We start from the raw sequence: 12,792 nt of genomic DNA, 5'->3' as shown, positions 1-12,792 counted from the left end.
GTCGACGGTCAGGGCAGGTGGAGCAGGGTGGGGGCGTGGTGACGGGTGGCGAAGTCGTGCAGGCGGGCGCGGGTCGCCGCGGCGGCCGGTGGATCGGTCTCAGCCAGCGGGCCGATCGCCAGCGCCAGCGTGATGACCTCGTCGGTCACGTCGGTCATCCGGGCGTAGCTCGCCGCCGCCTCGCGCAGCAGGTTCGCCGCGGTCGAGGCGTCCCCGGCGTGCCGGGCCAGCGTGGCGTCGGCGACCTGACCGGCGGCGTGAGCCCACGGGGTCATCCGGGGCGCCCGGTCGAGCATCTGCCGGACCAGCCGGGCGGCGTCCGCGCCGAGCACCCCGGCGACGTGCCCGACGGCCGGCACCCACTCAGCGAACGGAATCATCCGGGTCCGTCGCCAGTCCTCGTCCAGCTCGGTGAGCAGCGCCATCGCCTCGTCGCGACGGCCCTGCACCGCCCGGCACAGCGCGGCGTGCGCCAGGGTGGAGCGCAGCACCCGGTGGAATCCGGTGCGCCGCGCCGCGACCAGCGCCTGCTCGACCAGATCCCCACCCGTTCCGTCCGGCCCCACGGTTCCGTCGGGCCCCACCGTTACGTCCGGCCCGGCGGTCGCGACCAGCTCGGCCCCGGCCAGCCCGCGCATCCAACCCGAGACCGCCACGATGTGCAGATCCCACTCCGCGGTCGGCCGTCGGGTCGACTCCGCAGCCATCGCCAGCGCGGCCGTCCAGTCACCCGCGTAGTACGACCGCGCCCACTGGTCGGCGAAGCTGGTGGCCAGGCTGTGCTCCCCGCCCAGGTCGAGGGTTTGCTGCTCGTCGACCAACCGGGCCGAGCCGGCCAGGTCGCCCTCCTCCTGCAACGCCCAGGCCAGGTTCTGCACCGCGCGGCGTCGACTGGTCAGCCGTTCCACCCGGCAGTGCTCGGTCACCTCCGCCAGCTCCGGGAACGCCGAGGCGGAACCGGCCAGGTAGCGCGCCACGGCCAGGGTGATCCGCGCGTTGGCCTGGACCTCGCGCAGCTGGAGCCGCTCGGCCAGGGACGCCGCCGCCCGCGCCGCGGTGCACGCCGGCTCGGTCTCCGCGTTGAGCATGTGCACCCGGGCCAGCTCCAACAGGGCGCCCGCCTTCTCCTGACTGTCCGGTAGGTCGCTGTAGATGCCGATCGCCTGGTCCAGGCAGTGCAGCGTCGCCGAACGGTCGGCCCGACTCCACGCGGCCGTGGCGAGCAGCGTCCAGGCGCGCGCCGCCCCCGTCCGGTCGCCGCTCGTGGCGAGCCGCTCGGCCAGCCCGGTGAGAGTGCCCGTGCCACCCGCCACGAGGAAGGCGTCCCCGTCCCGATAGAACGCCAGCTCGGCGTCGAACAGCTCCAACGCCGGGTCCGGCCCGACGTCCAGGGCCAGCGCCCGGCCGACCAGCGCGGCGGCGGTGTCCAGCGCGTGCAGCTCGTACGCCCGGCGGGCCGCCCGGTGCAGCGCGGCCCGCGCCGGCGGGGCGTACGGGGCGGTGTCCAGCCCGACGGTCCGGGCGATCTCGTGTGCCGCCCAGCGATGGTGGGCCAGCACCTCGGCCAGGTCGTACTGCCGGCCGTCGGTGAGCTGCGCCATCCAGTCGGCGGTGCGTTGGTGGCGCAGTACCCGCTCGGCCCGGGGCAGCCGCTGGTAGCAGACGTCGCGCACGAGGATGTGCCGGAACCGGTACTCCGGCTGGCCGGGCATCGTCGACGTGCTCTGCTCGTACACCAGGTCGCGACGTTGCAGGCGGTCCAGCGCACGCTCCACCCACTCCACCGGCCGCCCCAGCGCCATCGCCACCGGCGCGGCCCAGAACACCACGCCGACCACGGCGGCGGCCTGGAGCACCGCCCGGTCGGCCGGGTCCAGCAGGTCGAGCCGGTTCGCGATGACCGCCTGCACCGTGCGGGGCATCTCCGCGCCACCGTCGAGGTCGGGGCGGGCGGCCGAATTGACCGCGTCGAGCAGGCCGCCGTCCAGCAGCATCCGGGCGTACTCCTGGGCGTAGAGCGGGTTGCCGTCGGCGAACTCGATCAGCGGGGTACGCGAGCCGGAGGGCAACGTCGCCTGCCCGAGGAGCAGCGAGTAGAGCGTGTCGATGTCGGTGTCGTGCATCGGCGGCACCGAGATGGACATCGCGCCACTGATCGTGCCGGTCCAGGCTGGGTGTCGTTCCCGCAGCTCCGGTCGGGCGGTCGCGACGACAAGCAGCGGTACGCCGCGCGCTGACGCGCCCAACTGCTCGACGAAGGCGAGCATCGCCTGGTCGGCCCAGTGCATGTCCTCGAAGACCAGCACTGTCGGGCCGGTGGTCGCCAGGGCGAGCAGGAACCGCCGCCAGGCGGCCTCGGTCTCGCCGGGCGTGAGCCGCTCACCGGGTACGCCGATCAGCGGCCCGAGCGCCTCGGCCAGCCGGGTCGCGTGCGGGTCGGCGAGCTGCCCCAGCCGGGACCGCAGCCGCTCGCGCAGCGCAACCGGGTCGTCGACCTCCGGGACGCCCACCCAGGTCTTCACGATGTCCGACAGCGCGGCCCAGGTGACGTTCTCGCCGAACGGCGGGCACTGCCCGACGAGCCAGGTGATCGGCGGGCCGGGCATGCTGCCGGCGTGCCGGGCCAGCTCGCGCAGCAGCCGGCTCTTGCCCACGCCGGCCGGGCCGAACACCGTCACCAACTGGGAGGTCCGCTCGGTCACCATCCGGTGCAGCGCGTTGACCAGCAGGCCGCGTTCGTGTTCCCGGTCCACCATCGGGGTCAGCTCGGCGCCGCGCGGGTCCCGATGCGGTCGAACCTGGACGGCCAGCCAGATCCGGCTCACCGCGGACCGGCCGCGCAGGGTGACCGGTGGTTGGTCGGCGTACTCCATCTCGTGTCGCGTGGCCGACCAGGTGCTCTCGTCGACGACGACACCGCCCGGTGGGGCGAACCCCTGCAGGCGGGAGGCCGTGTTGACCACGTCTCCGGTCACGAAGGCCTGCCCGCCGTCGCGGGTGGCGGAGAGGTCGACCAGGGCCTCGCCGGTCGCGATGCCGACCCGGAAGCCGAGTGGCGGCTGTGGACCGGCGGGCTGGCGGGCCAGGTTCCGCTGCAGCTCCAGGCCGGCGCGGACACACCGCAACGCGTCGTTGTCGGTGGCCACCGGCGCGCCGAACAGCGCCATCGCCGCGTCGCCGATGTACTTCTCGACGACCCCGCCGTACTGGTGCACGATCCGGCGCACCGTGGCGAAGTAGGTCTGTTGCAGGCCGCGGGCCTGCTCCGGGTCGGCCTGCTCCGCGTACCTGGTGAAGTCCACTATGTCGACGAAGAGCACGCTGACCTGACGCCGGTCCTCCTGCACCGCGACGACGTGGTCCCGCAGCGGTTGGCCGCAGCTGGTGCAGAAGTTGACCTCGGTGCTGTTGGCGTGCCCGCAGTGCGCACAGTTGACCCCGAGCGGCTGGCCACACCCGCCGCAGAAGCGGTCGTCCGGCCCGGCCGCGCGTGCGCAGTGTCCACACTTGAGGTCGATGTTCAGCTCCGTGGGCGAAAGAGGTCAGTATCGCGGCCGGTCGGCCCAGTCGGGTACCCGACGTGCGGACGGGCAACGGCGTCGATCGGTCGGGGTTAGTGTTCCGTACCAGGAAGTTTCATGTCAGGGAGAGTGCCGTGCAGGTACGACTGTCCGCCTCGTGGACCGATCCGGGTGGCACGCTATGGGCTCCGGGCGACACGATCGACGTCGATGCGGTCACTCTCGCCGAACTGGAGGAGCAGGGCATGGTGGAAGAGCCTGAGGGCCAGTCGGGCGGGTCGGGGGAGACCACGACCACCTCGTCGAGCACGTCCACGGCCGGTAAGCCGACCGACCCGAAGAAGATCGGTCCGGGGCCGGGTGCGCCGCCGGCCGACAGCAAAGAGGACTGACCGCACCCGTTTCGCCCGCACGTTCGCCGATGCCGGCTGCCAGTGGCAGCCGGCATCGGCCGTGTGTGAGGGTGACTGGCCGGCGACGGGTGCGAGCGTCCACCTGGATCAGGTCGGCGACGAAGCCGGGGCGGGCCGGTCGCTCAGCGGTCGGCCATGCCGGCGCGGCGGCGCAGCGCGGCCACGTCGGTCACCACGATCCGGCGGCCCTCGGTACGCAACCAGCCACGGCTCGCGAACGAGCCGATCGCCTGGTTGACGCTCTGCCGGGAACCACCGGCCATCTCGGCCAGCTGGCTCTGATTGAGCTCGATCGTGATCATCGGCGCCTGGCTCTCGCCGGCCAACCGAACCAGCGTCTTCGCCACCCGACCTGGCAGGTCGAGGAAGACGTGGTCGGCGTTCTGCTCGGTGAGCCGACGGATCAGCCCGCCCAGTGAGCGCATCACCGCGTCCAGGATGCGTGGGTTGGAGTGCACCAACTCCATGAACGCGCCCCGCGAGAGCGCGAGCGCCGCGCAGTCCTCGATGGCCTCGGCCGAGGCGGACCGGGTGGACGCGTCGAGCAGGGAGACCTCACCGAGCACGTCCGGTGGACGGATAACCGACAACACGGCCCGCTCGCCGGTGGGCGCGGTGCGGAACACGGCCACCGCGCCACGGCGCAGCACGATCAGCGACTCGCCGGGGTCGTTCTCCACGAAGAGCAGTTGGCCCTTGCGGTAGGTGCGCGGAACTGCGGCCGCGATGACGCGTTGCCGCACCTCGGGCTCCAGCCCGGCGAACATCTCAACACCCGTGAGCGCGTCACCCGGCTCTGGCAGGCGAACCTCCACGGCCCAACCCCTCCCCCGGTCATGGACCACAACTCGCTCACCGGGCGAACCTGATGGGCCCCGACAAGGTGAACTGACACCGATTCGGCGTCCGGTAGCGGTACACATCAGATCATGACGGTCCGGTCGCTTGCTGTACACCCCTCGAAGCACTTCCGTGACCGTCACGAGCTGCGACGTACCGTTCACGAGGTGTCGATGTGGCTCGTCCCCGCCCTGGGGTGGGCCCCGCCGGGCACGGCCGTGCGGCGGTGGGCGAAGATGCCCGGAATGGTCTACCGCTACTTCTACGACTGCGAGTTCATCGAGGACGGCACGACCGTCGACCTCGTCTCGATCGGTGTCGTCGACGAGTACGGCCGCGAGTTCTACGCGGTCTCCACCGAGTTCGACGACTCCCGCGCCGTGCCCTGGGTTCGACGCAACGTGTTGGACAAGTTGCCCTCCCCGGCGGACCGGGCCTGGCGCTCGCGTGAGCGCATCCGCGACGACCTGTACGACTTCCTGATGGAGCCGATTCGGGACCGGCCGGGGGAGCAGCTGGAGCTGTGGGCCTGGTTCGCCGCGTACGACCACGTGGTGCTCGCCCAGCTCTGGGGTGCGATGCCGGCGCTGCCCCGGGAGATTCCCCGCTACACCAAGGAGCTGCGGCAGCTCTGGGACGAGCGCGGTCGTCCCCCCCTGCCGGACGCGGACGCGGCCCGGCACGATGCCCTGGTCGACGCCCGGCACAATCTGGCCCGCTGGCGGGCGATGACCGCCCGTTGAGTGGTGGCCGCGCCGCCGTAGGTTTGACCGGTTCTGTCCCGGGCAACGGTTCGACCAGCCGAGCCGAGGGAGATTGCCATGAGTGACCAGCCGACCAGCGCCGCGGAGGCACGCGCCCGGGTCACCGGCCTGGCCCGGGCCGCGCGGATCTGCATGCTCACCACTACTGCTCTGGACGGGCGGCAGGTGAGCCGGCCGATGGGGCTCCAGGAGGCCGAGTTCGACGGCGAGCTGTGGTTCTTCGCCTACGCCGACTCGGCCAAGGTCCGCCAGATCCGGGTGAACCCGGAGGTCAATGTCGCCTTCTCCGACCAGAAGCACAACGCGTGGGTGTCGATCTCCGGTACCGCCACCGAGGGGTTCGACCGGGCCCGCGCCGAGCAGCTGTGGAACCCGCTGCTCAAGGCGTGGTTCCCCGACGGGCTGGACACCCCCGGCCTGACGCTGATCAAGGTGCACACCAGCTCCGCCGAGTACTGGGACTCGCCGAGCAGCACCGTGGTGAACCTGCTCGGCTACGCGAAGGCCGCGGTCACCGGTCGGCCTCCGAAGGCCGGCGAGAACCACGAGGTGACCTACTGACCGGGGGTGGAGGGCCGGGGCGCGCTGTCGCCGTACCGGCGGGCCGACTACAGTTCGCAGTGACGGCCCGCCCCGGGCCGGCAACGGCGCCGATGGTCTGACCTGACACATATCCTGGGGCATATCGGGCTTTACCTGATGCTCCAGGAGGATGCGGATCATGCGTATCGGCGTGCTCACCGGCGGCGGCGACTGCCCCGGTCTCAACGCGGTCATCCGGGCGGTGGTCCGCAAGGGCGTCGCCACTTACGGTCACGAGTTCGTGGGCTTCCGGGACGGCTGGAAGGGCCCGCTCGAGGGTCTGTCCCGGCCCCTGGGTATCGCCGACGTCCGCGGCATCCTGCCCCGCGGCGGCACCATCCTCGGCTCGTCCCGGACCAACCCGTTCAAGATCGAGAACGGCGTCGAGCGGATCAAGGACAACCTCGCCGCCCAGGGCGTGGACGCGCTGATCGCGATCGGCGGCGAGGACACCCTCGGCGTGGCCACCAAGCTCTACGAGCTGGGCGTGCACGTCGTCGGCGTGCCGAAGACGATCGACAACGACCTCGGCGCCACCGACTACACCTTCGGCTTCGACACCGCTGTCAACATCGCGATGGAGGCCATCGACCGCCTGCACACCACCGCGGAGAGCCACCACCGCACCCTGGTCGTCGAGGTGATGGGCCGGCACGCCGGCTGGATCGCCCTGCACGCCGGCCTGGCCGGCGGCGCCAACGTGATCCTGCTGCCCGAGCGCCAGTTCGACGTCGACCAGGTGGCCGGCTACGTCGAGAAGCGCTTCCAGCACCAGTACGCCCCGATCGTCGTGGTCGCCGAGGGCGCCCAGCCGCTCGACGGCCAGATGGTCCTCGCCAACCAGGAGCTCGACTCGTTCGGCCACGTCCGCCTCGGCGGCATCGGCCAGTGGCTCGCCGAGCAGCTGGAGGCCAAGACCGGCAAGGAGGCCCGCACCGTGGTGCTGGGCCACATCCAGCGCGGTGGCACCCCGACCGCCTTCGACCGGGTGCTCGCCACCCGCCTGGGCCTGCAGGCCATCGACGCCGTCAATGACGGCGACTGGGGCAAGATGGTCGCGATGCAGAGCACCGACATCGTCCGGGTGCCCCTCGCGGAGGCCACCCGCGAGCTGAAGACCGTGCCGCTGGAGCGGTACGCCGAGGCCGAGGTCTTCTTCGGCAGCTGATCGAACGTCGGCGGCGCGGCGGGCCTGCGGGTTCGCCGCGCCGCGACCCAATGCGAGGGGGTACGGGCCGACATGTCAGCCGGGGTGCACACAGTCGCGGTGATCGGCGCGGGCAAGATCGGTGAGCTGATGCTCTCCGGTCTGCTGCGCTCGGGATGGCCGGTGGACCGGCTGCTGGCCACCGCCCGCCGGCCCTCTCGCGCCGAGGAGCTGACCGCCCGTTACGGCGTACGGGTGGTCGACAACCTGACCGCGGTGGACGAGGCCGCGGTGCTCGCCGTCTCGGTGAAGCCGCAGGACGCCGCCGCGCTCCTCGACGAGATCGGCCCCAAGGTGCCGGCCGACAAGCTCGTCATCTCGCTCTGCGCCGGTCTGCCCACCAGTTTCTTCAGTCGCCGGCTGCCCGACGGGACCCCTGTGGTGCGGGTGATGACCAACACCCCGGCGCTCGTCGACCAGGCGATGACCGCGATCTCCGCCGGCGCGTACGCCACCGGGGAGCACCTGACGTTGGCCGAGGAGATGTTCAAGCCGCTCGGCCAGACGATCCGGGTGCCCGAGTCGCAGCAGGACGCGGTCACCGCGCTCTCCGGATCCGGCCCGGCCTACTTCTACCTGCTGGTCGAAGCCATGATCGACGCGGGCATCCTGCTCGGGCTACCCCGCCAGGTGGCGCACGAGCTGATCGTGCAGACCGCGATCGGGTCGGCGGTGATGCTGCGCGACTCCGGGGAGCACCCGGTCAAGCTGCGTGAGGCGGTCACCTCACCGGCCGGCACCACCATCTCCGCGATCCGTGAGTTGGAGAAGCACGGCGTACGCGCGGCGCTGCTCGCCGCGCTCGAGGCCGCCCGGGATCGCGCCCGCGAGCTGGCGGCACAGGCCGACTGAGCGCTCGGATGAAGACTGATCTTTGACTGCTGCAAGTCGACGATGCAGGCTGTTGTATAGGGCGAAAGGTTTCCTTCCGGTTTCCCAACCTGTGCTGGATCACGGCCCCGCCGTGTGGCTGCCATCGGAGGATTCGTGGTCATCGGCAATGGCAACGTAGATAGGGCCCATCATCGGATCCCCCGGCGGGACATGACGATCCGCCCGTTCCCTGTCCCGGCTGAGGGACAACAGTCGCGTAGCGTTGTCCTGCACCGCCTTCGCGAGTGGGCAGAGGGGCAGGCCGAGGACTCGATCGCCTGGTATCTACGTGACAAGGCGGTCCGCCGCAGAGTTTCGCGCGTTTTGCGCGGTTGCGCCATCCTGCTGGGAATCGCAGGAGGGGTCGTACCCCTGATCAGCGCGGCCAGCGCCGGCAGTGGTGCCAGTTGGGGGTATGTCCTACTGGCAATGGCTGGTGGGTGCTTGGCCTTCGACCACTTCTTTGGGCTGTCGTCCGCATGGATGCGCGATATCGCCACCGCGCAGGCACTTCAGCGGGCGCTTACCGAGTTCCGGTTGGATTGGACAACCGCAGAGCTTTGCACGGCGACCGAAGACCACGAAACTGATTTAGTGGTACAACAGCGCGAGAAGCTGATCCGCGTGTTGGTGATGCGCACTGCCGATTTGGTGGAAGCGGAGACTGACGAGTGGCTGAGCGAGTTCCGAAGCAACATCGGTGATTTGAGTCGGAGGAGCGGGTGGCCAACCCCCGCGGCCCAGTCCCCCGCCGGCTTCGCTCACTCGGTCGAACCGGCGGCTAGGCAGTCGGACCCCACCTGAGATCGTCCTGACCGGGGAGCTGGGGCGAACCTGTAGTGGTCCCGCAACTCATGGAAGGCGTCAAGCGTGACGTCTGGCGCAAACCGTGTTGAGTCGTCGCCCGTGCTCACTGCTTCACTGACGGCCGCAGGATCCCAATGAGACAGCGCCACCAAATCGCGCCAGAGTTCGGGGTTGTGGTGGGTGCCGTAGCGCGCCCACGCTGCCACCATCCCCGCTCGCTTGGCCATCACCACGTCCTTGTTCAGGTTGTCACCCACATAGAGGCAGCGGGAGGGCGGAACGTTGAGCTGCTCAGCGATCCGCCGTGCAATGTCCGGGTTGGGCTTGCGTGCCGTCGGCGGGAGAACCCGAACCTCGATCGCCGCCGGAGTCGACCGCCGATCGACGCCGAGCGGGTGTGGCGGTCCAACGAACCGAGGCGCGTAGACCGCTTCCAGCATCGATTCCAACCCGAGAGCCCGGGCTCGGCTGCTGATGTTCACGTCTTTGGCTTCGGTGTGGCCCACTATGCGACAACCCGTGGCCTTTACGGCCTGGAGGGTACTTTCTACATCCCCGTAGAGGTGAAGGTGGTGTCGCCGGACTTCGTTAAAGGCGGCGAAGGCTGGCAGCAGGTACTCGTGTCGCGCCCGTTGGCTCATCGCGGGCAGATGTCGCTCGACCGCAGCAGTCTCCAGCAACGCGAAGGGGTGTTCGGTGTTGCCGTGTACGCGGTGCACGAACTGAAGGTCGCCGCGCACCTCGTCCTCGGACACGTCCAGGAGCTTGGCAGCCACGGTCACCATCGCTCGGACCGCGGGTACGAAGTACGCCACCCAGTCGTACAACGTGTTGTCCATGTCGAGGATGAGAGCGTTGATGATCGGGCGTCTGTCATCCATGTGGAACGACCTGCCAGGGAGCGATCTCCAGTCGGCCGTCTGCTCCGGTGGCCAACGGCGCCCGCCAGGTCATGAAGCGCTCGAACGCGCCTTGCTGTTGACTCCGGTACATTTCCAACTCCACAACGGAACCCATTACCCTGATCAGGTTGAAGAAGTTACGCCGCCCGTCTGACGATCTCGAGCCGCTGCTTCCGCCGCCGACAATGTTGAAGCGTCCCAACTCCCAGCGCTCGTTGCTGTACTCCGGGAGGTGGTACGCCTCGGCACGCCAGACGAACGCACGGTGCTTGTGGCCGTGCACTACGAGGTGTACACCATCACGGGCACCCATGCGCTGGATCCTGGGCGCATCGATGGCGATCCCGAAGCCGGTGGCGTACTCGTCCGGCGATTCGAGGTCCTCGGTCAGCGCGAGGTGATGGTGCAGCGCGAGTACTCGTAGGGCTGAGCCAGGGCTCGACCAGGTGAGGGCGCTCGCCACCTCGCGATATGCGGACTCCTGCACCCGGCCCATGCCGGCCAGGAAAGACTGCCCCTGTTCCAGCGAGCTGGAGTTGACTGCGGCGATGTCGAGGAGATTGCCACCGGGGAAGACAAAACGACGAGCCATAGAGAGGTGAGGCGAAGCCGGGTATCCGTAGAGTGCTTGAAAGAACTTTCGATAGCTGGCAGTGGCCTCTGCCGGTGCCACCTCGACCGGGGCGCCATACTCGTAAGACTCACCCCGTGTCCAGGCTATGTCGTGGTTGCCGGGAACGACCACGAGATGCTCCATGCCCAGTCCGAGCAGTCCGTTGGTTAGCTTGAAGAGACCCGCTCGTGCCGCGTCGAACTCCTCAGGGGCGGCGACATAGGTGAGATCGCCGGTGACGAGGACCGCTCCCACGGACCGCTGGTGGTGGGCAAGCGCGTTGGAGATTGCGTCGACCATGGTGGGTCGTGTCGCTCCGTCTTCGGTCTCCAAACGCCACTGATGCTCCTGACGGAAGCGTCCGGTCGCGTAGTGCGGATCGGTGAGGTGCAGTAGCCACGGCCCTGGGCAGGCGATGGGCTCCGCAGAGAGGGCGGCGTCCTGGCGCTGTGACGCGGTGAGGAATCTCTCGCTGGAATCAGCCGGCTGTACCGGCCGGATTTCCCAGATGGTGGTGTCCATCGCTCGTAGCTCGTCGGCGTCCAGGATCCGCTTGCCCACCAACCGTTCCAGCTGTCTCGTGGGGTGATGCGGTAACGGCGGTGCAGAGGCGAAGGAGAACCTTCCAAAGAACTCGACCGGCTCCTCGGCCAGGGCCACCAACCGCAACCAGCCCCGGCTGTGCCGACTCGATCGGTAGTAGGGGGGAACGCCGTCCCGCTCGGTGCTGGGCGGATTGAGGGAAGTGAAGCTGCCGAGCTCATCGGCCTGCGGCACGATGACCCGCTCGACGACCGCCGGATGCACGGCACCCGTTCCGGAGTGGAACAGTCCGATCAGAACCCGGTTCCCGGCGAGCGTCTCCCGTTCGAGCGCCTGCCATATCTCCAGCCGACCGGGTTCGTTGGGCCGCTTCCACCATCCCCACCAGCACCAGCCCCGCTCCTGCAGGACGACACGATGTTCGGGCAGCGTGTCGGCGACCAGATCCCGGTAGCGGAAGAGGAACCGGAGAGCTGGTGAGCTGGTGAGAAAGGAACCATCGCTCATGCCAGTGAGCCTCCATCACGCCAAGGACGATCCCGGAGAACGTTGGGCTGCTCCACGAGGAGCACTCTGTATACCCGAGCGGAACGAGACGCGACATCCCCGAGCTGTGCTCAGAGGGCGCCATCGAGCGATGCGACGGGCATACTGGCCCGGTGTTCACACTTGCCCAGGCCCGGCACCTGGTGGCCACCCTGCAGCCGCGCGTCGACGAGTTGATCCGAGTCCGGGCCGACCTCGCCGAGCTGCGCGTCGACCTGGCCGACCACGGCATGAGCACGCTCGGCGGGCTGGCCGAGGTGAAGGCGCTGGAGGCGCGGCTGCACGCCGTCGTCGACGAGCTGCACCAGCACGACATCCAGGTCAAGGGCATCGCTCCGGTGCTGCTCGACTTCCCCGGCGAGCGGGCCGGCCGTGCCGTGCTCTGGTGCTGGCTGGAAGGCGACTCCGACGTGCGCTGGTACCACCGGGCCGAGTGCGGCTTCGCCGGCCGCCGCCCCCTCTGACTCAGCCTGCCGCGGACGTCGGCAGGATCGGGTGGGGGGCCTCGGTCACCGCGAAAACCACAACGTTGTCGACGTAGTGGCCCCGCCGCCGGTCGAAGTCGCCCCCGCAGGTGACCAGGCGCAGCTCCGCGAGGGGCGTCGGCCCGTAGACCACGTCCGTCGGAAACCGGTCCTTTCGGGTACGCAGCGACCCGGTCACCCGGAACGACAACCGCTGCCCGCCGCGCCACACCTGCACGAGGTCGCCGGGCCGTAGCTCGCCGAGCCGGGCGAAGACCGCCGGGCCGCGTCGTGAGTCCAGATGCCCGGCGAGTACGGCCGGGCCGGTGTCGCCCGGTGCCGGGCCACCGCCGTACCAGCCGGCGGTGTGGAAGTCGGTCGGTGGAATGAGCACGCCGGCGCGGTCCAGACCCAGCACGGTGAGCGGTGAGTCGACGTCGATGCGCGGTACGCGTACTCGCGTGGGTGGACCCTGTGGCGTGGGCACGGCGGCCACCGACGGGCAGTCGTCGTCGCAGCCGGGGTGCCAGCTCGCCACCGGCGGTGGTGGGCCGGTGGCGGTGGCCAGCCCGACCCCGGTGCCCGCGGCCAGGCAGACCGCCGCGCCGGCCGCGACCAGCGCGACCAGCGGTATCCGGCGGTCACGGTGCCGCCGGATCGACGGGTCCGGCCCGGCGCTCACCAGGTGGTGCGCCGCCGCCGACGCCAGAGCAGCAG

12 protein-coding genes are annotated in these 12,792 nt (G+C 70.0%); 7 read left to right on the top strand and 5 right to left on the bottom strand.

Translation table 11 applies throughout. The annotated features are described in order from the left end of the window. Positions 1 to 8 precede the first annotated feature (8 nt). The gene (locus tag KBX71_RS27220; protein WP_210820704.1) at positions 9 to 3,518 is read right to left on the bottom strand and encodes an AAA family ATPase; all 3,510 of its coding nucleotides are present in this window, start codon (positions 3,516 to 3,518) and stop codon (positions 9 to 11) included. Between the two features lie 137 nt (positions 3,519 to 3,655). Between KBX71_RS27220 and KBX71_RS27215 the strand changes: the two genes are divergently transcribed. Beyond that, positions 3,656 to 3,913 (top strand): hypothetical protein, encoded by a 258-nt coding sequence (locus KBX71_RS27215; RefSeq protein WP_124821158.1) that lies wholly within the window; start codon positions 3,656 to 3,658, stop codon positions 3,911 to 3,913. Positions 3,914 to 4,056: 143 nt separating this feature from the next. Here KBX71_RS27215 and KBX71_RS27210 read toward each other — a convergent pair whose 3' ends face one another. Then, complete coding sequence (locus tag KBX71_RS27210; RefSeq protein WP_091407574.1) at positions 4,057 to 4,749, bottom strand: Crp/Fnr family transcriptional regulator; 693 nt, start codon at positions 4,747 to 4,749, stop codon at positions 4,057 to 4,059. 270 nt (positions 4,750 to 5,019) lie between these two features. Here KBX71_RS27210 and KBX71_RS27205 point away from each other — a divergent pair, with 270 nt between their 5' ends. The 5 genes from KBX71_RS27205 (at position 5,020) to KBX71_RS27185 (ending at position 9,004) form a co-directional block, all read left to right on the top strand. Continuing rightward, complete coding sequence (locus tag KBX71_RS27205) at positions 5,020 to 5,517, top strand: polyadenylate-specific 3'-exoribonuclease AS (RefSeq protein WP_196929996.1); 498 nt, start codon at positions 5,020 to 5,022, stop codon at positions 5,515 to 5,517. A gap of 78 nt (positions 5,518 to 5,595) precedes the next feature. Next, positions 5,596 to 6,099 carry a pyridoxamine 5'-phosphate oxidase family protein gene (locus tag KBX71_RS27200; RefSeq protein WP_196925350.1) on the top strand — a complete coding sequence of 168 codons (504 nt, stop codon included), beginning with the start codon at positions 5,596 to 5,598 and terminating at the stop codon, positions 6,097 to 6,099. A 160-nt stretch (positions 6,100 to 6,259) separates the two neighbouring features. Then, positions 6,260 to 7,288 carry a 6-phosphofructokinase gene (locus tag KBX71_RS27195; RefSeq protein ID WP_110564192.1) on the top strand — a complete coding sequence of 343 codons (1,029 nt, stop codon included), beginning with the start codon at positions 6,260 to 6,262 and terminating at the stop codon, positions 7,286 to 7,288. A gap of 72 nt (positions 7,289 to 7,360) precedes the next feature. Then, positions 7,361 to 8,179, top strand: a complete 819-nt coding sequence (gene proC, locus KBX71_RS27190; RefSeq protein WP_210820632.1) for a pyrroline-5-carboxylate reductase — start codon at positions 7,361 to 7,363, stop codon at positions 8,177 to 8,179. A 192-nt stretch (positions 8,180 to 8,371) separates the two neighbouring features. Next, the gene (locus tag KBX71_RS27185; RefSeq protein ID WP_210820702.1) at positions 8,372 to 9,004 is read left to right on the top strand and encodes an SLATT domain-containing protein; all 633 of its coding nucleotides are present in this window, start codon (positions 8,372 to 8,374) and stop codon (positions 9,002 to 9,004) included. Here KBX71_RS27185 and KBX71_RS27180 read toward each other — a convergent pair. Further along, positions 8,962 to 9,888: an HAD family hydrolase gene (locus tag KBX71_RS27180; protein WP_210820631.1), complete on the bottom strand. Its 927-nt coding sequence runs from the start codon at positions 9,886 to 9,888 to the stop codon at positions 8,962 to 8,964. The two genes, KBX71_RS27185 and KBX71_RS27180, sit on opposite strands and share 43 nt — an antisense overlap. Then, a complete protein-coding gene (locus KBX71_RS27175; RefSeq protein ID WP_210820630.1) occupies positions 9,881 to 11,572 on the bottom strand; it encodes a metallophosphoesterase in 1,692 nt (563 codons plus the stop codon). Before KBX71_RS27175 ends, KBX71_RS27180 begins: the two co-directional genes overlap by 8 nt. 152 nt (positions 11,573 to 11,724) lie before the next feature. Between KBX71_RS27175 and KBX71_RS27170 the strand changes: the two genes are divergently transcribed. Next, a complete protein-coding gene (locus KBX71_RS27170) occupies positions 11,725 to 12,075 on the top strand; it encodes a DUF2203 domain-containing protein (protein ID WP_124821154.1) in 351 nt (116 codons plus the stop codon). A 1-nt stretch (position 12,076) separates the two neighbouring features. On the opposite strand, the gene KBX71_RS27165 is transcribed toward KBX71_RS27170, so the two are convergent. Continuing rightward, positions 12,077 to 12,792: class F sortase (locus KBX71_RS27165; protein ID WP_307847334.1), on the bottom strand; the 716-nt coding region annotated here is incomplete at its 5' end.

It is taken from the genome of Micromonospora sp. D93, from assembly GCF_018070365.1.
Lineage (GTDB): Bacteria > Actinomycetota > Actinomycetes > Mycobacteriales > Micromonosporaceae > Micromonospora > Micromonospora ureilytica.
Note: the sequence above shows the minus strand (reverse complement) of the source record. Positions and strands in the feature narration are given on the sequence as shown.

What these genes read in the sequence shown, in the direction of transcription:
- KBX71_RS27205 (WP_196929996.1), top strand. Translation starts at nt 5,020, where the DNA reads ATGGTCTACCGCTACTTCTACGACTGCGAGTTCATCGAGGACGGCACG.
- KBX71_RS27200 (WP_196925350.1), top strand. Translation starts at nt 5,596, where the DNA reads ATGAGTGACCAGCCGACCAGCGCCGCGGAGGCACGCGCCCGGGTCACC.
- KBX71_RS27195 (WP_110564192.1), top strand. Translation starts at nt 6,260, where the DNA reads ATGCGTATCGGCGTGCTCACCGGCGGCGGCGACTGCCCCGGTCTCAAC.
- proC (WP_210820632.1), top strand. Translation starts at nt 7,361, where the DNA reads ATGTCAGCCGGGGTGCACACAGTCGCGGTGATCGGCGCGGGCAAGATC.
- KBX71_RS27185 (WP_210820702.1), top strand. Translation starts at nt 8,372, where the DNA reads ATGACGATCCGCCCGTTCCCTGTCCCGGCTGAGGGACAACAGTCGCGT.
- KBX71_RS27180 (WP_210820631.1), bottom strand. Translation starts at nt 9,888, where the DNA reads ATGGATGACAGACGCCCGATCATCAACGCTCTCATCCTCGACATGGAC.
- KBX71_RS27175 (WP_210820630.1), bottom strand. Translation starts at nt 11,572, where the DNA reads ATGAGCGATGGTTCCTTTCTCACCAGCTCACCAGCTCTCCGGTTCCTC.